Source organism: Sanguibacter sp. Z6_81, from assembly GCF_057180625.1.
On sequence record NZ_JBXUFV010000001.1, the window covers coordinates 102,389 to 123,080 of the forward strand.

At 72.4% G+C, this 20,692-nt stretch carries 18 protein-coding genes; 3 read left to right on the forward strand and 15 right to left on the reverse strand.

Features of this window, described 5'->3' with window-relative positions:
- Positions 1-38: 38 nt before the first annotated feature.
- Both AC2AXK_RS00455 and tmk read right to left on the reverse strand, forming a co-directional pair.
- Positions 39-1,175 carry a DNA polymerase III subunit delta' gene (locus AC2AXK_RS00455; RefSeq protein WP_484343364.1) on the reverse strand — a complete coding sequence of 379 codons (1,137 nt, stop codon included), beginning with the start codon at positions 1,173-1,175 and terminating at the stop codon, positions 39-41.
- Positions 1,172-1,819 carry a dTMP kinase gene (gene tmk / locus AC2AXK_RS00460; protein WP_484343365.1) on the reverse strand — a complete coding sequence of 216 codons (648 nt, stop codon included), beginning with the start codon at positions 1,817-1,819 and terminating at the stop codon, positions 1,172-1,174. The genes AC2AXK_RS00455 and tmk overlap by 4 nt, the downstream gene beginning before the upstream one ends.
- Before the next feature lie 53 nt (positions 1,820-1,872).
- On the opposite strand from tmk, the gene AC2AXK_RS00465 reads away from it, so the two are divergent.
- Positions 1,873-2,586: an HAD-IA family hydrolase gene (locus AC2AXK_RS00465; RefSeq protein ID WP_484343366.1), complete on the forward strand. Its 714-nt coding sequence runs from the start codon at positions 1,873-1,875 to the stop codon at positions 2,584-2,586.
- A gap of 62 nt (positions 2,587-2,648) precedes the next feature.
- On the forward strand, positions 2,649-2,873 hold the full coding sequence (locus AC2AXK_RS00470) for a hypothetical protein (protein ID WP_484343367.1): 225 nt from the start codon (positions 2,649-2,651) through the stop codon (positions 2,871-2,873).
- Positions 2,874-2,888: 15 nt separating this feature from the next.
- Here AC2AXK_RS00470 and AC2AXK_RS00475 read toward each other — a convergent pair whose 3' ends face one another.
- The 5 genes from AC2AXK_RS00475 to AC2AXK_RS00495 form a co-directional block, all read right to left on the reverse strand.
- Positions 2,889-3,971, reverse strand: coding sequence for a Gfo/Idh/MocA family protein (locus AC2AXK_RS00475; protein WP_484343368.1), 1,083 nt, complete (start codon positions 3,969-3,971; stop codon positions 2,889-2,891).
- Complete coding sequence (locus tag AC2AXK_RS00480; RefSeq protein WP_484344228.1) at positions 3,968-4,978, reverse strand: Gfo/Idh/MocA family protein; 1,011 nt, start codon at positions 4,976-4,978, stop codon at positions 3,968-3,970. Before AC2AXK_RS00480 ends, AC2AXK_RS00475 begins: the two co-directional genes overlap by 4 nt.
- A 171-nt stretch (positions 4,979-5,149) precedes the next feature.
- A complete protein-coding gene (gene topA, locus AC2AXK_RS00485) occupies positions 5,150-7,963 on the reverse strand; it encodes a type I DNA topoisomerase (protein WP_484343369.1) in 2,814 nt (937 codons plus the stop codon).
- Between the two features lie 139 nt (positions 7,964-8,102).
- The gene (locus AC2AXK_RS00490) at positions 8,103-9,038 is read right to left on the reverse strand and encodes a phosphatase PAP2 family protein (RefSeq protein WP_484343370.1); all 936 of its coding nucleotides are present in this window, start codon (positions 9,036-9,038) and stop codon (positions 8,103-8,105) included.
- Between the two features lie 46 nt (positions 9,039-9,084).
- Positions 9,085-9,558 carry a DUF2867 domain-containing protein gene (locus AC2AXK_RS00495; protein WP_484343371.1) on the reverse strand — a complete coding sequence of 158 codons (474 nt, stop codon included), beginning with the start codon at positions 9,556-9,558 and terminating at the stop codon, positions 9,085-9,087.
- A 68-nt stretch (positions 9,559-9,626) separates the two neighbouring features.
- On the opposite strand from AC2AXK_RS00495, the gene AC2AXK_RS00500 reads away from it, so the two are divergent.
- Positions 9,627-10,211 carry a TetR/AcrR family transcriptional regulator gene (locus AC2AXK_RS00500; protein WP_484343372.1) on the forward strand — a complete coding sequence of 195 codons (585 nt, stop codon included), beginning with the start codon at positions 9,627-9,629 and terminating at the stop codon, positions 10,209-10,211.
- Here AC2AXK_RS00500 and AC2AXK_RS00505 read toward each other — a convergent pair.
- The 8 genes from AC2AXK_RS00505 to galT all read right to left on the reverse strand — a co-directional run bounded on the left by AC2AXK_RS00505 (position 10,198) and on the right by galT (position 20,677).
- Positions 10,198-11,757 carry a DUF7059 domain-containing protein gene (locus AC2AXK_RS00505; protein ID WP_484343373.1) on the reverse strand — a complete coding sequence of 520 codons (1,560 nt, stop codon included), beginning with the start codon at positions 11,755-11,757 and terminating at the stop codon, positions 10,198-10,200. The two genes, AC2AXK_RS00500 and AC2AXK_RS00505, sit on opposite strands and share 14 nt — an antisense overlap.
- A 72-nt stretch (positions 11,758-11,829) precedes the next feature.
- On the reverse strand, positions 11,830-12,255 hold the full coding sequence (locus tag AC2AXK_RS00510; RefSeq protein ID WP_484343374.1) for a hypothetical protein: 426 nt from the start codon (positions 12,253-12,255) through the stop codon (positions 11,830-11,832).
- A gap of 78 nt (positions 12,256-12,333) precedes the next feature.
- On the reverse strand, positions 12,334-13,068 hold the full coding sequence (locus AC2AXK_RS00515) for an endonuclease/exonuclease/phosphatase family protein (RefSeq protein WP_484343375.1): 735 nt from the start codon (positions 13,066-13,068) through the stop codon (positions 12,334-12,336).
- Between the two features lie 68 nt (positions 13,069-13,136).
- The gene (locus tag AC2AXK_RS00520; RefSeq protein ID WP_484343376.1) at positions 13,137-15,434 is read right to left on the reverse strand and encodes a sodium-translocating pyrophosphatase; all 2,298 of its coding nucleotides are present in this window, start codon (positions 15,432-15,434) and stop codon (positions 13,137-13,139) included.
- A 116-nt stretch (positions 15,435-15,550) separates the two neighbouring features.
- Positions 15,551-16,252, reverse strand: coding sequence for an anaerobic ribonucleoside-triphosphate reductase activating protein (locus AC2AXK_RS00525; protein WP_484343377.1), 702 nt, complete (start codon positions 16,250-16,252; stop codon positions 15,551-15,553).
- Positions 16,249-18,138: a ribonucleoside triphosphate reductase gene (locus AC2AXK_RS00530; RefSeq protein ID WP_484343378.1), complete on the reverse strand. Its 1,890-nt coding sequence runs from the start codon at positions 18,136-18,138 to the stop codon at positions 16,249-16,251. The genes AC2AXK_RS00525 and AC2AXK_RS00530 overlap by 4 nt, the downstream gene beginning before the upstream one ends.
- Before the next feature lie 98 nt (positions 18,139-18,236).
- Positions 18,237-19,469, reverse strand: coding sequence for a galactokinase (gene galK, locus AC2AXK_RS00535; RefSeq protein WP_484343379.1), 1,233 nt, complete (start codon positions 19,467-19,469; stop codon positions 18,237-18,239).
- Positions 19,466-20,677, reverse strand: coding sequence for a galactose-1-phosphate uridylyltransferase (gene galT, locus AC2AXK_RS00540; RefSeq protein WP_484343380.1), 1,212 nt, complete (start codon positions 20,675-20,677; stop codon positions 19,466-19,468). Before galT ends, galK begins: the two co-directional genes overlap by 4 nt.
- Between the last annotated feature and the right edge of the window lie 15 nt (positions 20,678-20,692).

Here is a 20,692-nt window from a genome sequence, read left to right on the forward strand (position 1 = left end):
AACCTGACAAATGAGAACGTGAACCCGGTCCGGGCGCGTCACCCCTGGGGGCGCAGCGCGATGGCCATCGCCTCGAGCGCGAGCACCGGTGAGACGTTCCCGGCGAGGCGGGTGCGTGCCACGCCGATCGCGTCCATGCGCCGCACGGTCTGCTCCGGGGTCGACTCCTCCGCGAGCGTCCGCACCGACTCCGCGAGCTCGGTGTTGACGAGGTCGACCTCCGCGCCGAGCTGCACGACGAGGACGTCCCGGTACAGGGACAGCAGGTCGATCATCGCGCGGTCGAGCACGTCGCGTTGGCGGCGCGTGGCGCGGCGCTTCTGGTCGTCCTCCATCTGCTTGACCTGGGAGCGCAACGACGGCGGCAGGTTCTGTCCCGCCTCCGCCCCGAGCGACCGCAGCAGCTCCGTCTTCTCCGTGGCGTCCCGCTCCTCGGTCGCGGCCTTCGCCTCCGCCTGGGCGACCTCGACGAGCTCGCCGGCGGCGATCACGGCGTCCGGCACGCCCCGGATGCGGCGCGCGATCGCCAGGACCGACGAGCGCCGGTCCCGGGCGCCCGCATCGCGTGCCAGACGCCGGGCCAGACCGATGTGCGACTGTGCGGCGCGTGCGCTGGCGAGCGCGACGGCGGGCTCCACCCCGTCGCGGGACTCGAGCAGCGCGGCCACGGCCTCGACGGGCGGGACGCGCAACGACACCCCGCGGCACCGCGAGCGGATCGTCACCATGACGTCCTGCGGGCTCGGCGCGCACAGCAACCACACGGTGCGGGGCGGTGGCTCCTCGATCGCCTTGAGCAGGACGTTGGTCGTCCGCTCGGCCATGCGGTCGGCGTCCTCGACGATGATCGTCCGCCAGCGGCCCTGCGAGGGAGACCTGGAGGCGAGGGTGATGAGGTCGCGGACCTCGTCGATCGCGATCGTCACCTTCTCCGTCGCCACGACCGTGAGGTCCGCGTGGGTCCCGCGCAGGGTCGTCGTGCACGCCTGGCACACGCCGCAGCCGCCCGTCTCGCACTGCAGGGCCGCCGCGAACGCGCGCGCGGCGTTGGACCTCCCCGATCCCGGCGGACCGGTGAGCAGCCACGCGTGGGTCATCGCGGCCGGGTCCTCGATCGCGCCGCGGAGCGTCGCCACGGCGTCCTCCTGCCCGACGACGTCGTCCCAGACGCTCACGTGGCGCTCCCGGCCGGAAGCTCCAGGCGCCGGGCGACCGCCGCACGGACGCGCGCCTGGACGTCGTCGAGCGGCAGTCCGGCGTCGATCACGACCCAGCGCCCGGGATCCTCCGCCGCACGGTCGAGGAACGCCTGCCGCGTCCGGCGGTGGAACTCGTCGCCCGCCCGCTCCAGGCGGTCCGGGGAGCCGGTCAGCCGGCTCGACGCCGCGACGGGGTCGAGGTCGAGCAGGAAGGTCACGTGGGGCATGAGCCCCTGCGTCGCCCAGCGGGAGAGCTCCTCGACCTCCGCTGCCCCGAGGGAACGCCCGCCCGCCTGGTACGCCACGGAGGAGTCGAGGTACCGGTCGGTGATGACGACGGCGCCGCGCTCGAGGGCGGGCCGGACGGTCTGGGCCACGTGCTGCGCCCGGTCCGCCGCATAGATGAGAGCCTCCGCGCGGGGGTCCATGTCCCCGCCGTGCAGGACCGCCTGTCGGAGCACCTGACCGAGCTCCGTGCCCCCGGGCTCGCGCGTGAGGACGACCTCGCGTCCCGTCAGGCCGTGCAGCCAGTCCCCGAGGAGGCGCGCCTGGCTCGTCTTGCCGACACCGTCGCCGCCCTCGAAGGAGATGAAGTAGCCGCTGGGGGTGGGGTCGCTCACGATGCCACCCTAACCGGGCCCGTCCACACAGGGTTCACGCATAGGCTGGTCGGGTGGTGACACCAGGTGAGGCCTTCAGCGACCGCACGTTCGACGCCGTCCTGCTCGACATGGACGGGACGCTCATCAGCTCGATCGAGGCGGTGGACCGCAGCTGGTCCCTGTGGGCCGGCGAGCACGGGTTCGACCCCGAGACGTTCCAGATCCCGCACGGCACACCCGCGCGGGACATCGTCTCCGGGCTCCTGCCGCCGGAGGACGTCGACACCGCCCTCGCCCGGATCACGGCCATCGAGCTCGCGGACACCGGGGGCGTCGTCGTCCTCGACGGGGTCCGTGAGCTCCTCGAGACTCTCCCCCCGAGCCGCTTCGCGATCGTCACCTCCTGCACCCGGGACCTCGCCGTCACCCGCCTCGCGGCGACCGGGATGGACCAGCCGCTCGTCGTCGTCACCGCCGACGACGTCGCGCACGGCAAGCCGGACCCCGAGCCGTTCCTCCTCGGCGCATCCCGCCTCGGCGTGGACCCGGAGCGCTGCCTCGTCGTGGAGGACGCCCCGGCGGGACTCGCCGCGGGCCGCGCCGCCGGGTGCACGACGCTCGCCGTCGGCGGCACCCACGACCTGGCGGACCTCGATGCCGACGCGCACACCGACGGGCTCGGCAGCGTCCAGATCATCGCGTGCCCGGACGGCTCCCTCGCCGTCCTCGACGCCCCCGCCGTGCGGGAGACCGCCGCGGCCGGCGGCACGAGCAGGGAGGTCTGATCGTGTTCGGACGACGCCGCCCGAAGCCCACGACGGCGACGCCTGCGGGCAGGACGCGGGGCATGCGCATGACCGAGAAGCTCCTGCCGATCTTCGGCCCCGCCCAGGTGGGCAGCAGCACCGCCCCCGTGCGCCCGCCCAGCGAGGCAGAGGTGAACCGCGACGCGACGCTGCGCACCGAGCTCACCCGGGTCGTCGGGCCGGACGGACGCAGCTATGTCGTGTCCGCCCCCGCTGACGGGACACGGCCCGCACCACGCGCGCCGCACGACACGACCGACGCCTGACGGGGCGGGCCGCGGCTAGGGGCTCGGCCGCTCGTCCGGGTAGACGACCCCGAGCTGGGCACGGACGTCGTCCATGAGCACCATGAGCTCGAGCGTCTGGTCGAGCGTCATGCGGGGGCTCTCGGTGAGCCCCTGCGAGATGCACCGCGCCACTTCCGCCGCCTCGTACTGCTTGCCCCCGCCGAGGAGGGCGCCCGCGGCGTCGCGCGGCCGACCGTCGTACTCCTGGGTGGAGCCGTCTGCCCGCCGGAGCGTGAAGGTCGTCGGCAGGTAGTAGTCCGGTGCGATGTCGATGCGCCCGGTGGACCCGATGATGTGCGCGCTCGCGGGCGACGTCGCACGGACCGACGTGGTGAGCGTCGAGAGCGCCTCCTGCCCGTACCGCAGGACGATCGTCTCGTGGACGTCGACGCCCGTCGGGGCGAGCAGACCCGTGGCCCGGACCTCGTCGGGCACCCCGAGGACGTCCACCGCGAAGGCCAGCGGGTAGATCCCGAGGTCGAGCAGGGCGCCCCCGGCCAGGTCCGGGTTGAACAGCCGGTGCTCGGGGTCGTAGTCGACCTGCACGTTGAACCCCGCACGCACCTCGCGGACCTCACCGATGTCGCCGCGCGCGATGATCTCCCGGATGACGGCGACGTGCGGCAGGTGCCGCGTCATCATCGCCTCCATGCAGAACACGCCCGCGGCCCGCGCGGCGTCGACGACCTGGCGGGCCTCGGCGGTGTTGCGCGTGAACGCCTTCTCGACGAGCACGTGCTTGCCGGCGCCGATCGCGAGCAGCGCGTGGTCGCAGTGGTGGGAGTGCGGCGTCGCGATGTAGACAGCATCGACGTCCGGGTCGGCGACGAGCTCCTCGTAGGAGCCGTACGCCCGCTCGATCCCGTGCTTCGCAGCGAACTTCACGGCCTTGGCCACGTCCCGCGAACCAGCGGCGATGACCTCGCCCGCTGTGTAGCGCGCGACCTCGTCGGCGAACGACCCGCCGATGTACCCGGCCCCGAGGACCCCCCAACGGATCGCGGGAGCCTCCAGCGGGTCGGGGACCGCCTCGGTGACCGCAGCGAAGGATGACGGCGCGAGTGGTGTAGAGGTCATGGTGCGGTGCTCTCCCCGGGGTAGGTCAGGCCGATCTGCCGACGGACCTCGTCCATCGTGCGCATGACGTCGAGTGTGCCCTGCCACGTCATGCGCGGGGACTCCATCTCACCCGCGGTGATGCGCCGCGCGACCTCTGCTGCCTCGAACTCCAGCCCCTTGACCGCGGGACGCTCGTAGCTCGTCACGGACCCGTCGGAACGGATCACCCGGAACGCAGAAGGGGCATAGAACGCGCCGTCCACCTCGATGCGGCCGGCAGTGCCCGAGATCGACGCGGTGGTCGGCGTCCGGGACCACAGCGTCGTGTGCAGCAGCGCATGGACGTCGTCGGGGTACTCGAGGACCATCGAGACCTGGCCGTCGACGCCCGTCTCCGTGAGCTGTCCGAGAGCCGTGATCGAGGTCGGGACACCCAGGATGTCGTGCGCGAACGACACGGGATACACGCCGAGGTCCAGCAGGGCGCCGCCCGCGAGGTCGGGGTTGAACAACCGGTGCTCCGGGTCGGCGGCGAACGCCTGCCCGTGGTCGGCGACGAGGGAGACGACGTCGCCGATCTCGCCACGGGCCAGCACCGCGCGCAGCGCCGCGACGTGCGGCAGGAACCGCGTCCACATGGCCTCCATGACGAACACGCCCTGCTCGCGGGCCGCGTCGAAGATCTCCTGCGCCTCCCCGGTGCTGCGCGCGAACGACTTCTCGACGAGCACGTGCTTGCCGGCCGCGACGGCGAGCAGCGCGTGGTCGCGATGGTGCGAGTGAGGCGTCGCGACGTACACCGCGTCGACGTCCGGGTCCGCCACGAGGTCCTCGTAGGAGCCGTGCAGCCGCGCGGCAGCGGCGTCGGCCCCGAGGTTGGCCTCCGCGAACGCGCGGGCCTTCTCGGGGTCACGTGATCCGACAGCCACGACGCGCGACGACGTCGCGGTGGTGACGGCCCGCCCGAACGTTCCCGCGATGCCGCCGGCACCGAGGATCCCCCACCGGATCGCCGGAGCGTCCATCGGCGACGCGGCGCTCCCGGTGATGTCCTGGAAGGGAGCCGTCTGCGTGGTGGAGACGGACGCGGACGCCGAGGCGACCGACGGGTTCTGCGCGATCAGGGCGGCGTTGCTCTCTGTCATGCCCCAACGCTAGCGGAGGACCCCCGGCGGGGCCGCGGGCCGGACCGCGTGTCAGGCGGCCGGCGGCTTCTTGGCTGCGGCCTTCTTCGCCGGTGCCTTCTTCGCAGGGGCCTTCTTGGCCGGCGCCTTCTTCGCGGTCGCCCGCGTCGTCGTGCGCTTCACGGGGCCCTTGGCCCGCTTCTCCGCGAGGAGCTCGACCGCCTGCTCGTGCGTGATGCCCTCGATGGTCACGTCCTTGGGCAGCGTCCGGTTGGTCGCGCCGTCGGTGACGTACGCCCCGAAGCGGCCCTCCTTGATGACGATCGGCTTGCCCGACGTCGGGTCCTCGCCGAGCTCCTTGAGCGGCGGCGCCGCGGTCGCACCGCGACCACGCTTGGGCTGGGCGTAGATCTCGAGCGCCTCGTCGAGCGTGACGGTGAACATCGCCTCCTCGCTCGGGAGGGTGCGGGAGTCCGTGCCCCGCTTGAGGTACGGCCCGTACCGCCCGTTCTGCGCCGTGATCTCGACGCCGGTCTCCGGGTCGGTGCCCACCACGCGCGGGAGGGACAGGAGCATGAGGGCGTCGTCGAGCGTCACCGTCTGCACGGACATCGTCTTGAGCAGGGACGCGGTCCGCGGCTTCGGCAACGCGGCCTTCGCCCGCTTGAGCGCGGCCGCCGAGAGCCCTTCCTCGAACGTCGGCTCGGGGAGCAGCTCCGTGACGTACGGCCCGTACCGACCGGCCTTGGCCACGATCGTCGTGCCCGTCGCCGGGTCCTGGCCGAGGACGGTGTCCCCGTCGCCCTGCGTCTCGAGGAGCTCGCGCGCCTTCGCGACCGTGAGCTCGTCCGGCGCGACCTCGTCGGGCACGGACGCGCGCGGCGGGTTCTCGCCCTCCGCGACCTCGGCCGCCGTGTCCTCGATGTACGGGCCGTACCGCCCGACGCGCAGCGTGATGCCCTCACCGATCGGCACGGAGTTGATGTCCCGCGCGTCGATGTCGCCGAGGTGCTCGACGAGGGAGCGCAGGCCCGCGTTGGCCGGCGCGCCGTCACCGGCACCCTCCGCACCGAAGTAGAACCGCGTGAGCCACTCGACGCGCTCGGTGTCACCGGCCGCGATCGCGTCGAGGTCGGCCTCCATCGCAGCGGTGAAGTCGTAGTCGACGAGCGTGCCGAAGTGCTCCTCGAGGAGCCGGATGACGGCGAACGCCAACCAGCTCGGCACGAGCGCCTGCCCCCGGGACAGGACGTAGCCACGGTCCTGGATGACGGAGATCGTCGACGCGTACGTCGAGGGACGGCCGATGCCCCGCTCCTCGAGCGCCTTGACGAGGCTCGCCTCGGTGTAGCGCGGGGGCGCGGACGTCGAGTGACCGTCTGCGGCGAGGTCCCGGGACGTCAGGGCGTCGCCCTGGGCCATCTGCGGGAGCCGGACGTCGCCGTCGGACTTCTTCGCCTTCGGGGCGCCGTCGGTGTCCGTGTCGTAGCGCTCGGTGTCGCGGCCCTCCTCGTACGCGGCGAGGAAGCCGCGGAAGGTGATGACCGTGCCGGACGCCGCGAACACGGCGTCGGGCCGGGAACCGTCCGCGGTCGCGGTGCCGGTCACGCCCAGCCGCACCGACGCCGTCGATCCGCGGGCGTCGCCCATCTGCGAGGCGACGGTGCGCTTCCAGATGAGCTCGTAGAGCTTGAACTGGTCGCCGCTGATCTCGCGCGAGACCTGCGCCGGTGTCCGGAACGAGTCCCCGGCGGGACGGATGGCCTCGTGCGCCTCCTGCGCGCCCTTGTTCTTCGAGGCGTAGACGCGCGGGGCGTCCGGCACGAACTCCGGCCCGTACAGCTCCGCGGCCTGGCGCCGGGCAGCGTCCGTCGCCTGGGTGGACAGCGACGGGGAGTCCGTCCGCATGTACGTGATGTAACCGTTCTCGTACAGCGTCTGGGCGGTGCGCATCGCCTGCCGCGAGGACATGCGCAGCTTGCGCGACGCCTCCTGCTGGAGGGTCGACGTCGTGAACGGAGCGGCGGGGCGGCGCGTGTACGGCTTGGTCTCGAGGCTGCGGACCTCGGCCGGCTGGTCGCTCAGTGCGGCGACGAGCGACGTCGCCGCGGCCTCGTCGAGGTGCACGACGCCCTTGGACGACTTCAGGCGCCCGGAGTCGTCGAAGTCGCGTCCGGTCGCGACCCGCTGGCCGTCCACCTGGACGAGCTTCGCGGAGAACCACTCCCCGGCGTCGTCCCCGGCGACCGTGGTGAACTCACCCGCGACGTCCCAGTAGCTGGCGGGCACGAACGCCATGCGCTCGCGCTCACGCTCCACGACGAGGCGCGTCGCGACGGACTGGACGCGCCCGGCGGACAGGCCCTGGCGGACCTTGCGCCACAGCACGGGCGACACCTCGTAGCCGTACAGGCGGTCGAGGATGCGGCGGGTCTCCTGGGCGTCGACGAGGCGGTCGTCGAGCTCGCGGGTGTTCTCGAGGGCGCGCTGGATCGCTTCCTTGGTGATCTCGTGGAAGACCATGCGCTTGACCGGGACCTTGGGCTTGAGCTCCTGGAGGAGGTGCCAGGCGATGGCCTCGCCCTCCCGGTCCTCGTCGGTCGCGAGGTAGAGCTCGTCGGCGTTCTTCAACGCACGCTTGAGCTCGGCGACCTTCTTCTTCTTGTCCGCATAGACCTCGTAGTAGGGCTCGAACCCGCCCTCGACGTTCACGGCAAACTTCCCGAAGGGCCCCTTCTTCATCTCCGCCGGCATCTCGGACGGCTGCGGCAGGTCGCGGATGTGCCCGACGCTCGCCTCGACCTCGTAGTCGTCGCCGAGGTATCCGGCGATCGTGCGCGCCTTGGCGGGCGACTCCACGATGACGAGCTTGCGACCAGCGGACATTCAGAGCCTGCTTCCAGAACGACGGTGCGGAACGGGTCAGGGCGGACGACGATGGGCCGCACGCCACGAGCACGGGCTTTTCGAGGCCCGGTTTTGCAGCCTACGGCTTCCCGGCGGGGGCGTCACACCGGGCGGGGCGTCAGCGGGGACGGGCGACAGCCTGCCGCAGGGCGAGGAGCAGAGCGAACACGAAGGCTGTCGTGGCGACGACACCGCACGCCCCACCGACGTACGCGACGACCTCGGCGGTGCGGGACACCGACTCCGAACCAGACAGCACGGGCGCGGTCTGCCGGATCGCCCACGCGGCGGCGGCACCGGCGACGACGGCGCACATCGTCAGGACGAGCACCGCCCAGGCCGTCCCGGTGGCCCGCGGCCCGACCGCTGCGCGTTCCGCATCCGCCGCCACGTCAGCGGGGTCGAGCGCGGAGGGCAGCGAGACGCCGCACACGAGCGCCCCCCAGAACAGCACGACGAGCAGGGCTGCGATGACGTCGCTCGGACGGTGCCACTGCCCGACGAGCGTCGAGATGCCCGTCGCCGCGGTGTACGCCGCCCCGAGGACGGCGACCGCCGGCCGGGCGCGGCGGGGCACGGCGAGCACGAGGGCGATCGACACGGACCCGGCGACGGTCGTGTGCCCGCTGGGCAAGCTGTTGCTCAGGGAGTCCACACCGAGGTCCGGACGGTCGAGGACCCACTTCTTGAGCACCTGGGTGGAGATGTTCGCGCCACCGATGAGCACGGCGACCTGCGCGGCGAGCTGCCACCGTCGGCGCACGAGGGCGATGCCGCCGGCGATGACGACGCCGAGGACGACGAAGCCCACCGAGACCATGTCGAGGACCGACTCGGCGATCCCCCACAGCGTGTTCTGGCCGCGGGTGGCGCCCTCGAAGGCGAGCTCCTCCAGGCGCTGCCCGCGCACGTCCGCGACGAGGGTGCCCCACACGAGCACGAATCCGACGACGGCGACGGCACCGAGCACCAGCGCCCATACGCGTCGGCCGCGCGAGACCCGGCGGTCTGCGTGGTCGGCCACGAGCAGCGTGGGTCGGAGGTCGGAGTTCACGGGTCCAAGGTATGCCAGACGTGTGTGGATTCGCTGGAGACCGTGTCTAGGACGTGGGCGGGCGCCCCTCCATCCGGCCGGCAGCGGCTCGGACCATCGCGTGGAGCACCGGGCTGTGCAGGAGGCGTACCGGCGCGAGATACAGGCGCCCGCGCCGCCCGTGAACACTGACGGCGGTGGTCACCCGCACGAGCCGGGCAGCCGCGTCGACACCCACACCCACGCGGAAGTCGAGATGGTTGTCCGGCGTGACGATGACCGCCTCCTCGCCGTGCACGTCGTCGACCCGGAAGACGTCGGCACGGGCCCGCGGGACGCCGACGAGCGGCGCGAGGAGCTGCCGGAGGCCGAGCGCGATCCGGACCCACGCGGGCGCTCGCCGCACCGAGAAGATCTCGCGCGCCCAGGCCACCGGGTCCGTCACCGCCCCGGGGGGAACTGCCGTGATGGCCATCTCGGCGAAGTCGGGACGGGGGATCCCGTCGAAGGCCCTGCTGACGTACGTCGGCTGATGTGTCATCCCGGCTCCCCACCTCGAGCGGACCCATACGGTGCCGTATGGCGCAATCCAGACGGTACCGTATGGTCATGCCGCCCGTCACTCGCCACGATGCGTCCCGCTGGGTCGACGCTGCGTACGACACCTTCACCCGGGACGGCCTCGACGCCGTGCGCGTCGAGCCCCTCGCCCGCACGATGGGGACGAGCAAGGGGTCCTTCTACTGGCACTTCGCCGACCGGCAGGCACTCCTCACCGCCGTGCTCGAGCGCTGGGCCGCCGAGACGGAGCGGATCATCGAAGGGATCGAGGCCGCACCCGGGACAGGCCGGGACCGCTTCGCCCTGCTGTCCCGCGCCGTGTCCCGGCGGACCTCGCCGCGCCGCGGCGAGATGCTCCTCTACACCCAGACGGACCACCCCGGGGTGGTCGACGTCCTGCGCCGGGTCACCGCTCGGCGCCTGGCGGTCACCGCCTCCATCCTCGAAGAGGTCGGGTATCCGCCGCAGGACGCCCGGACACGCGCGACCCTCGCGCTCGCCACGGTGCTGGGCGTGCAGCAGCTGGCGGATGCCACCGGGGACGTCGTCGCTGACGCCGGTGCGGATGGGCGAGCACTGCTCGAGGTCAGCCTCGAGATGATCCTCGGCGCGAACGGCGCTACGGAGCGCTGACGAGGAACCCGTCACGGACCAGACCGCGGACCGCTGGCAGCAGCTCGGCGGCGAGGTCGTCGGCCGGGACAGCCAGGAGCTCGGCGATGGCCCCGAGCAGCTGGCCGACGGTCAGCTCGCCGTCGCACGCTCCGACGAGCGCAGCGAGACCGGTCGAGGAGTGCACCCCGCGCCCCAGGCCGTCGCCCTGCCGGATGAGCACGACGTCCGGGTCGCTCGCCCCGGGCGTGTAGAACCGCTCCTCCGTGACGTCGTCCGCGACGACGAGCCGCTCGTCGGCGAGCTGCGCGTCCGAGCGGGCAGCGCACCAGTCGTGCGCCGCGAGGCTCGCAGCGAGGTGCCCACCCAGCGGCTGCCGGACCGAGCCGGTGTGCTCCTCGAGACGGCGCAGCGTCGGTCGGCCGTCGAGCGGCCGGCGCAGGGTGACGATGCCGAACCCGACACCCTCGACGTCGCGCGACGCGAAGTCGTCGAGCCACGCGGCGTACGCGGCCACCCACGCGTCAGGCTCACGTTCCGGCGTCGTACCGCCGTCGCGGATCCACGTTTCCGCGTACTCCGCCGGATCCTGGACCTCCCGCTGGATGACCCAGCCGTCGAGTCCCGCCTCGTCGAGCCACGACCCCACGCGCTCCGTCCACGGCTCGCCGCGGCGGTGCTCCCAGTTGCCGAGGAGCTGCGCGACGCCACCGGGCGCGAGCACGCTGCCCACGCCCGTGACGAGGTCCCGGACGAGGTCGTCGCCCGCACGGCCGCCGTCGCGGTACTCGTACGTGGGGATCCCCGCGCCGCCCCCGGCGCGGCGCGGGGTGATGACGAAGGGCGGGTTGGACACGACGAGGTCGAACTCCTCGCCCTCGACCGGCTCGAGCATGGATCCCAGCCGCAGGTCCAGCGTGGCACCGTCGAGCGCCGCGTTGAACGCGGCGAACCGCAGCGCCCGGGCGGAGATGTCCGTCCCGACGACGTGCCGCGCGTGGCGCGCGGCGTGCAGGGCCTGCACGCCGCAGCCCGTCCCGAGATCGAGCACGCGCTCCCGGGGGGTCCGCATGGTCACCTGCGCGAGAGTCGTCGACGCGCCACCGGCGCCGAGGACGTGGTCCGCCGCGAGACGGGTGCCGGTCGCGAGCTCCCCGAGGTCGGAGGCAAGCCACCAGTTCACCGGTCCGGCGGCATCGTCGGCGGAGTAGGGACGCAGGTCCATGAGGGGCGCCACGTCGTCGTCCGCGCCCGCGCCCGCGCGGTCCACGAGCCCTAGCGCGACAGCGCCGTCGGCTCCGAGGGTGGGGAGGGCGGCGTCGAGCTCGGCGGCGCGCACGGGACGGCCGAGGACGAACGCACGGGTGAGGACGGCCACCGGCTCCGGTCGCTGCGTCGCTCGCAGGGCGGGGAGCGCCTGCTCCCGGTGCAGCGCCGCCGACGCGATCGGGCCCAGGAGCTCCTCGACACCGCTCACCGTGAACACCGCGGACCGCAGGTCCTCGCGGAGCGCGTCCACGAGTCGGGGATCGGTGGTGGGGCCAGGGCGCTGCGAGGGGACGGTCATGACTCCATGATCGCGCAGGAGGCCGCCCCGCACGGCGGGACGGCCTCCTCGTGCAGCGTGATGACGCGAGCGTCAGGCCTCGCAGTTCTCGGCCATGAACTCGTCGACCCGCTCGCCGGCCTCGGTGACCTCGTCGGAGTCGATCTCCTCCGTGGCGGCGAGGAACTTCTCCTGGTCGTCCGGGTTGGTGATGTCGAGGTCGGAGATCTGGTCGATCATCGAGCCGAGAGCGTCGGTGAGCGTCTCCCAGTCGTCCTTGATGTCGCTGGGCGGGTCGACCGCCTCGATCTGGTCCTGAACGTCCGCGAGAGCCGTCTTGTAGCCCTCCTCGTCCGAGGGGTCGATGTCATCCATGAACGTCATGTTCTGGATCTCGTCGGCGTCCGTGCAGAACTTGTCGACGTCGCCGCCACCGCTGCAACCAGCGAGAAGACCTGCGAGGAGGACAGCGACGCCGGACGTCGCGAGGACGGGAAAACGCTTCGTGTGAGTGGTCATGGAGTCATAGTGGTGGGCGGGCACGAGGCCCCGCAACCGGATCGGTGGTGGACCTCTCCCCATGCACCGGCCGCAAGATCACCCGCTGATGCCCCGCTGGGCCGCGACACGGAGGTCGGCGACGACCGGGAAGTGGTCGCTCCCACGGTGCGCCGCGGGAGTGCCGAGGGTCTCGACCCGATCGACCGCGACACCGGACCCCACGAGCACCCCGTCGATCCGCCGGCGCGGCCTCGCGACGGAGAAGGTGCGGTCCGCAGAACCGGCGGCGGCATCACGCAGGAGAGGTGCGAACCCCGCCCAGCTGGGTCCGTCCGGCGGCTCGTTGAGGTCACCGACGACGACGCACCGCCCGGGCCCCGCCGCCCGCACGATGCCGGTGAGTGCGGCGACGTGGTCCGCGCGCTCCCTGGCGTCGAGGCCGAGGTGCACGCTGATGACGACCACGTCACCGAGGTCGACGAGCGCGTAGCCGCGCCGCGTCGGCCACACGAGCCGCGCGCGCCGGTACCACCACTTCCACGGCAGGGGTCGCCCCGCGACGCGCACAGCACGTGCCGCGACCTGCGGCGTGACGAGGAGCGCGGTGGTGAACGCTCCGAACGGGCCTCCACCCGCCACGAGGCAGACCATGCCGACGTCCTCGGCGAAGCGGCGCATCCGGCGTCGCCCGGTGAGCCTGCGCGGCGGCTCCTGGATCGCGACGACGTCCGCACCGGACTCGCGCACGACCTCCAGCACCGCGGACCGGTCGATCGACAGTCCCTTGATGTTGTAGCTGAGCACCCGGAGCTGCTCGTCGTCGTCGCTCATGGCCGCCACGGTAGGTGGCGCCCGTGCGACCTGCTCGTCGACATGCGTCGGACGAGCGGGTCGCACGGCTAGAGCTGGGCGTGCGCCTCGAGCGGCTTCTCGTCGAGCGACTGGGCGTCGAGCTTCGCGACGCGGAGCCGGGAGGCGACGATCGCGCCGAACGCGATGGCCGTGGCGAGGACCGCGACGCCGATGCGCAGGGCGTGGTTCGCGTCGTCGGGGACACTCATCGCGACGATCGCCGGAGCGATGAGCAGCGCGACGAGGTTCATCACCTTGATGAGGGGGTTGATGGCCGGTCCCGCGGTGTCCTTGAACGGGTCGCCGACGGTGTCCCCGATGATGACGGCCTCGTGGGCGAGCGACCCCTTGCCGCCGTAGTGGCCGTCCTCGATGATCTTCTTCGCGTTGTCCCACGAGCCGCCGGAGTTCGCGAGGAACACGGCCATGAGGACACCGGCGCCGATGGCCCCGGCGAGGAACCCGGCGAGGGGACCCACGCCGAGCCCGAACCCCACGGCGATCGGGGCGAACGCCGCGAGGAGGCCGGGCGTCGCGAGCTCCCGCAGGGAGTCCCGCGTGCAGATGTCCACGACCCTGCCGTACTCGGGGCGCTCGTCGTACGTCATGATCCCGGGGTGCTCGCGGAACTGGCGGCGCACCTCGAAGACGATCGCGCCGGCGGCGCGCGTCACGGCGTCGATGGCCAGGCCGGAGAAGAGGAAGACGGTCGCCGCCCCGAGGATCACCCCGACGAGCGTCACCGGCGAGGTGATGTCGTAGGAGAGCATCGCGTCGACGATGCCGTTGGCCCCCGCGTCGTCGATGTCCGCGATCGCGGTGGTCACGGCGTCGCGGTAGGAGCCGAACAGTGCCGTCGCGGCGAGGACGGCCGTGGCGATCGCGATGCCCTTGGTGATCGCCTTCGTCGTGTTGCCGACGGCGTCGAGGTCCGTGAGCACCTGCGCACCGTCCTCGTCGACGTCGCCGGACATCTCTGCGATGCCCTGCGCGTTGTCGGAGACGGGGCCGAAGGTGTCCATCGCGACGATGACACCGACGGTGGTGAGGAGCCCGCAACCGGCGAGCGCGACGAGGTAGAGCGACAGGCCGATGGATCCGCCGGCGAGGAGGAACACACCGCAGATCGCGGCGGCGATGATCCCGGCGGTGTAGACGGCGGACTCGAAGCCGACACCGATGCCGGAGAGCACGACGGTCGCCGCTCCGGTACGGGAGGTCGCAGCGACGTGCAGGGTGGGCTTCGAGGTGGTGCCCGTGAAGTAGCCGGTGACCCAGAGGATGACGCCGGCGAGGACGACGCCGATGAGCACGGCCAGGCTGGCCAGGACCCGCGGGTCGCTCGTGACACCATCGAGGTCGACGGTGCCGGGAGCGTCCGCGAACGAGGACGGCAGGTACGCGAACGCGGCGACGGCCGCGAGGCCTGCGCCGACGACGGCGGAGACGTAGAACCCGCGGTAGATGGCCCGGAGCCCGCTCTCGGTTCCGCGGACCCGGGTGGTGAGGATGCCGAGCACGGCGACGAACGCGCCGATCGCGGTGACGACGAGCGGGAAGACGAGGCCCTCCTCCCCCATGGCAGCCTTGCCGAGGATGAGCGCCGCGACGAGCATGACGGCGTAGGACTCGAAGAGGTCGGCGGCCATCCCGGCGCAGTCACCCACGTTGTCGCCGACGTTGTCCGCGATGGTCGCGGCGTTGCGGGGGTCGTCCTCCGGGATGCCCTGCTCGACCTTGCCGACGAGGTCGGCGCCGACGTCGGCGGCCTTGGTGAAGATGCCGCCGCCGACCCGCATGAACATCGCGAGGAGCGCGGCACCGAAGCCGAAGCCCTCGAGGACGGCTGGCGCGTCGCCCCGGTAGAGCAGGACGACACCGGCGGCGCCCAGCAGCCCCAGCCCGACGACGCACATGCCCACGACACCGCCGGTCCGGATCGCGATCCGCGCCCCCGCCGCACGGGCCCCGGGGTGCATGGCGGAGGCGGCCACCCGCAGGTTCGCCCGCGTCGCGAGCCACATGCCGAGGTACCCGATCGAGGCGGAGAAGGTTGCTCCGAGGAGGAACGCGACGGAGCGCCCGACGCGGATCCCGGTGTCGCCGGGCAGGAGGAACAGCAGGGCGAACACGACGACGGCGAACAGCGCGAGGGTGCGGAACTGCCGGTTGAGGTACGCGGACGCGCCCTCCTGGATGGCGCGGGCGATCTCCTGCATCTTGGGAGTCCCGTCGTCCGCCGCGAGAACCTGCCTGCGCAGGACGATCGCGACGACGAGGCACGCGAGCCCGATGACGGCGATCACAGCGACGATGGTGATGCTGGCAGACCCGAGCTCGAGCATCCGTCCTCCTTGACGAGTGCGCGCGTGTGACGCGGCTCACATGCGCGACGATGCCCGGCAGTCTACGCACGAACCGGACAGAACGCACCGACCCTCACCGGTCGACACCGCGGTGCTCACCGGTCGACGCGACGGTGCTCCGCGAGCCGTGCGACGAACTCGGACGGCGCACCGTCCGGCCGGGCCTCCTGGAGGACGAGGTCCGTCACGCCGAGGGCGACGAGCTCCTGCCGCATGCGCAGGATGTCGCTGTCGGTGAGCACGGTCGGGTCGACCGTCGTGCGGACCTGGACGGGGACGTCGGCGTCGAGCAGGAGCCGCAGCGAGCGGAACGGTGCGGCCGCGCTGCCACGTACGCCGGTGATGTCCTCGTACCTGGCGGCGGGCGCCTTGATGTCGAAGCCCACCCAATCGACGAGACCGACGACGTCCGCCAACCGCCTCGGGTACGCACCTCCCGTGTGCAGCCCGACGCCGAAGCCCATCTCGCGCACGTCCCGCATGGCATCCGCCAGGCCGGACTGGCGGGTGGGCTCGCCGCCGGAGAACACGACGCCGTCGAGCAGCCCGCGCCGGGCGTCGAGCAGCTCGAGGACGTCCGTCCACGGGACGGTCCCCGGTGCCCGCGGGTCGATGATCGCCGAGTTGTGGCAGTAGGTGCAGCGCCACGGGCACCCCTGGAGGAACACCGTCGCGACGAGCCTGCCCGGCCAGTCGCAGCTCGAGAACGTCTCCACGCCGGCGATGTCCACGGCGCGCGCCGGTCGCACCCGCCGGACCGGATCGGCTGCCCTGGTCGGCCGGACCGCGGTCGTCATGCCGGCCCCTGCTCGGCGGCGGCGAGCGCCGCGTGCCCGGACGACGCGCGCTCCGTGGGCACCGCTGACGTCCACGCCCACGCCTCCTCGAACATCCGCCGCTCGGCGTGCTCGCCCTTCTTGCCGATGTTGAACGAGCTCACGGGACGGTGGTATCCCATGACGCGCGTCCACACCTCGCACTCCTGCGGCGGGGCGTCCGGGTGCAGGTCGGCGCAGCGCGGGCACGTCGGGTGCTCGCCGGCGAGGTAGCCGTGGCGCGGGCAGATCGAGAACGTCGGGGTGATGGTGATGTACGGCAGCCGGAACGACGTCAGTGCGCGGCGGACGAGCTCGCGGCAGGCGTCGCCCGAGGACACCCGCTCGGACATGTAGAGGTGCAGCACGGTGCCCCCCGTGTACTGGCGCTGCAGGTCGTCCTGGCGCACGAGCGCCTCGAACGGGTCGGCCGTGAAACCCACCGGGAGCTGCGAGGAGTTCGTGTAGTAGGGGTTCTCCTCGGTGCCGGCCTGGAGGATCCCGGGCATGCGGGCGCGGTCCTCCTTGGCGAACCGGTACGTCGCGCCCTCGGCGGGCGTCGCCTCGAGGTTGTACAGGTGCCCCGTCGCCTCCTGGTACTCGACCATCCGGGCGCGCACGTGGTCGAGCAGCCGCATGGCCATCGCGTGCCCGCCGGGAGTCGTGATGTCCTCGCTCGTGCCGGCCGCATCAGCCGTGAAGTTGCGGACCATCTCGTTGAGACCGTTGACGCCGATCGTCGAGAAGTGGTTGTCGAGGGTGCCGAGGTACCGCCGGGTGTAGGGGAACAGCCCCTCGTCCATGTAGTGCTGGACGACCACGCGCTTGATCTCGAGGGAGTCGCGGGCGAGGTCCATGAGCCGGTCCAGGGCCGCGAGCAGCCCGGCCTCGTCCCCCCGGTGCAGGTAGCCCAGGCGGGCACAGTTCACGGTGACGACGCCGATCGAGCCGGTCTGCTCCGCCGAGCCGAACAGTCCGTTGCCGCGCTTGAGCAGCTCACGGAGGTCGAGCTGCAGCCGGCAGCACATGGAGCGCACCATGCCCGGCTCCAGGTCGGAGCTGAGGAAGTTCTGGAAGTACGGCAGCCCGTACTTCGCGGTCATCTCGAACAGCAGGGCGGCGTTCTGCGACTCCCACGGGAAGTCCTCGGTGATGTTGTACGTCGGGATCGGGAACGTGAAGACCCGTCCGGCCGCGTCCCCGGCGGTCATCACCTCGATGTAGGCACGGTTGATGAGGTCCATCTCGGCCTGCAGGTCCCCGTACGTGAAGGGCATGACGGTGCCGTCGACGAGCGGGGACGTGTCCCGCAGGTCCGCCGGGCAGGTCCAGTCGAAGGTGAGGTTGGTGAACGGCGTCTGGGTGCCCCAGCGGGACGGGACGTTGAGGTTGTAGACGAGCTCCTGGATGCACTGGTGCACCTGCTCGTAGCTCAGACCGTCCTTGCGGACGAAGGGCGCCATGTACGTGTCGAACGAGCTGAACGCCTGGGCACCCGCCCACTCGTTCTGCATCGTCCCGAGGAAGTTGACGACCTGACCGACGGCTGAGGACAGGTGGCGCGGCGGGTCCGACTCGACCTTCCCGGGGACCCCGTTGAACCCTTGCTCGAGGAGCATCCGCAGCGACCACCCCGCGCAGTACCCGCCGAAGACGTCGAGGTCGTGGATGTGCAGGTCACCGGAGCGGTGCGCCTCGCCGACCTCCGCGGGGTAGACCTCGGAGAGCCAGTAGTTGGCCGTGACCTTGCCGGCGGTGCTGAGGATGAGACCGCCCAGCGAGTACCCCTGGTTGGCGTTGGCGTTGACCCGCCAGTCGGTGCGGTCCAGGTACTCGCGCATCGTTGAGCGGACGTCGACATCGACCATCGTGAACCCCTACATCTTGGCGAACCGCGACCACTCGGCCACTAGATGTAGATCTTTGTCGCCCTGGAGCCCGGTCCGGCGGGACGAAGGTCCCTGCGTCAGCCCGCGGGAGGCCCCGCGACCGCCACGAGGAACGCCGGAGCGGCCAGGCCCTCGGCCGCGAAGGCCTCGGTGACGTCGCCGGCGACCTGCTCGAGCTCGTCGGCACGCACGAGCGCGATGGCCGACCCGCCGAACCCGCCACCGACCATCCGCCCGCCGAGGGCTCCGGCCGCGGTCGCTGCCTCCACCGCGACGTCGAGCTCACGGCAGCTCACCTCGTAGTCGTCCCGCAGCGAGTCGTGCGCCGCACTGAGCACCGCGCCGACCTCGGCCGTGCGTCCGGCGTCGAGGAGCGCCTCGACCTCCCTGACGCGTGCGAGCTCCGTGACGACGTGGCGCACCCGGCGCACCACCGTCTCGGGAGCCTGCCCGACGCCGTCCAGCGCCCCGGGCTCCCGCAGCCGGGCGACGGCCGCGTCGAGGTCCTCGACCTCGCGCAGCGTCCCGACACCGAGCACCCGCGCCGCCGCCTCGCACGTCGTCCGCCGTGCCGCGTACTGCCCGTCGACGAGCTGGTGCTCCGCGCGCGTGTCGATGACGAGGAGCGCGAGGCCCTCGGCCGCGAGGTCGAACGGGATGTGCCGCACGTCGAGGCTGCGACAGTCGAGCAGCAGCGCGTGCCCCTCCCGGGACCGCAACGATGCCGCCTGGTCCATCCCGCCCGTCGGCGCGCCGGCGATCTCGTTCTCCGCCCGGATGCACGCCGCGGCGAGGATCTTGCGGCCCTCGTCGGTACCGCCCGTGTCGATCCCCAGCCCGAGCACCGCGTCGAGACCGACGGCCACCGCGGACTCGAGCGCGGCGGAGGAGGACAACCCGGCGCCGTACGGGACGCACGAGGTCACCGCGGCATCGAAGCCGCCGACCTCGTAGCCGGCCTCTCGCAGCGCCCACGCGACGCCGACGACGTAGGCGGACCACCCCGTGACGGTGCCCGGGGCGACGTCACGCAGCCGCCCCTCCCACGGGTGCGTCTCCTGGCCCGAGACGAGCCGGACGGTGTCGTCGTCCCGGCGACGCACCGCGACGTAGGTGCGGTGCGGCAGGGCGAACGGCAGGACGAGCCCGCCGTTGTAGTCGGTGTGCTCACCGATGAGGTTGGCGCGTCCCGGCGCGGACCACACGCCGTCGGGCTCGGCGCCGAACGCCTCGGCGAACGCGGCCCGCGCTCGACCCGTCCCGCCCTCGACGCTCCAGGCGTCGAGCCACTGCGGTGCGTGCTCGCTCATGAGGCGACCTCCACGAGGCGGTCGGCGATGCGTTCCGGCGTGGTGTCGCTGATCCACGCCCCCATCCCCGACTCTGACCCGGCGAGGTACTTGAGCTTGCCGGGGGCCCGGAGGATGGAGAAGAGCTGCAGGTGCAGCCGCAGGTCGTCGCGGCCCTCCCGGACCGGCGCCTGGTGCCACGCGGCGATGTAGGGCGCCCTCGTCGGGGACCCGTCCTCGCCCGCCGGGAAGAACCGGTCCATCCGGGCGAGGAGCTCGAGGTAGACGTCCGCGAGGTCGACCCGCTCGGCGTCGGTGAGCCCGGGGAGGTCCGCGACGTCACGCCGTGGGGCGAGGTGCACCTCGATGGGCCAGCGGGCGGCCGCCGGGACGTAGGCGACCCAGTGCTCGGACTCGAGGACGATGCGCCGCCCCGAGCGCAGCTCGGCGTCGAGGACGTCACGCAGCAGGTTGCGTCCGGTGCGCTCCCGGTGGGCGCGCGCCCGGCGGAGCATGATGTCGGTCTTCGGCGTGAGGTACGGGTAGGCGTAGATCTGCCCGTGCGGGTGCGTGAGCGTCACCCCGATCTCCTGGCCGCGGTTCTCGAAGCAGAACACCTGCTCGATGCCGTCGATCTGCGACAGCTCGGTGGTGCGGTCCGCCCACGCCTCGATGATCGTGCGCATCCGGCGCGGCCCGACCGTGGCGAGCGACTGGGTCGAGTCGGGCGAGAAGCAGATGACCTCGCAGCGCCCGACCGCCGGCCGGACCCGCCAGAGCTCCTCGCCGTCGAGCAGGGTGGCCTCGTCGACCGTCCCGGGGATGCGCATGAGCGACGGGAACCGGTTCTCGAACACGACGACGTCGTAGTCCTCCGCCGGGATCTCCCCGTCGGAGTAGGCGGCACCTGGTCGGGCGGGAGCGAGCGGGTTCGCGTCCGCCGGCGGCAGGAAGGTGCGGTTCATCCGGTGTGCGGCGTGCGGGACCCACTCCCCCGTGAGCACGTCGTAGCGCATCGTCGGTCCGGTCACCGGGCGCGTGACCTGCTGGCCGTGCTCGTCGGTCACCGCCACGGGGTCGTAGCGTCCCGGCAGGGGCCGCGGGTCGTCGAGGCGGCGGGTCGCGCCACCGGAGACGTACGGCTCGGAGTCGTCGAAGTAGAACAGCTCCCGCCCGTCCGCCAGGGTGGTGGCGGTCCGGCGGACGAGCGGGGTGTCGGTGGACGTCATGGGTGGACCTCTCGT

Coding starts and splice junctions, on each gene's coding strand:
- AC2AXK_RS00470 (WP_484343367.1), top strand. CDS start 2,649: ATGCGCATGACCGAGAAGCTCCTGCCGATCTTCGGCCCCGCCCAGGTG.
- AC2AXK_RS00475 (WP_484343368.1), bottom strand. CDS start 3,971: ATGACCTCTACACCACTCGCGCCGTCATCCTTCGCTGCGGTCACCGAG.
- AC2AXK_RS00480 (WP_484344228.1), bottom strand. CDS start 4,978: ATGGACGCTCCGGCGATCCGGTGGGGGATCCTCGGTGCCGGCGGCATC.
- topA (WP_484343369.1), bottom strand. CDS start 7,963: ATGTCCGCTGGTCGCAAGCTCGTCATCGTGGAGTCGCCCGCCAAGGCG.
- AC2AXK_RS00495 (WP_484343371.1), bottom strand. CDS start 9,558: ATGACACATCAGCCGACGTACGTCAGCAGGGCCTTCGACGGGATCCCC.
- AC2AXK_RS00500 (WP_484343372.1), top strand. CDS start 9,627: ATGCCGCCCGTCACTCGCCACGATGCGTCCCGCTGGGTCGACGCTGCG.
- AC2AXK_RS00505 (WP_484343373.1), bottom strand. CDS start 11,757: ATGACCGTCCCCTCGCAGCGCCCTGGCCCCACCACCGATCCCCGACTC.
- AC2AXK_RS00510 (WP_484343374.1), bottom strand. CDS start 12,255: ATGACCACTCACACGAAGCGTTTTCCCGTCCTCGCGACGTCCGGCGTC.
- AC2AXK_RS00515 (WP_484343375.1), bottom strand. CDS start 13,068: ATGAGCGACGACGACGAGCAGCTCCGGGTGCTCAGCTACAACATCAAG.
- AC2AXK_RS00520 (WP_484343376.1), bottom strand. CDS start 15,434: ATGCTCGAGCTCGGGTCTGCCAGCATCACCATCGTCGCTGTGATCGCC.
- AC2AXK_RS00525 (WP_484343377.1), bottom strand. CDS start 16,252: ATGACGACCGCGGTCCGGCCGACCAGGGCAGCCGATCCGGTCCGGCGG.
- AC2AXK_RS00530 (WP_484343378.1), bottom strand. CDS start 18,138: ATGGTCGATGTCGACGTCCGCTCAACGATGCGCGAGTACCTGGACCGC.
- galK (WP_484343379.1), bottom strand. CDS start 19,469: ATGAGCGAGCACGCACCGCAGTGGCTCGACGCCTGGAGCGTCGAGGGC.
- galT (WP_484343380.1), bottom strand. CDS start 20,677: ATGACGTCCACCGACACCCCGCTCGTCCGCCGGACCGCCACCACCCTG.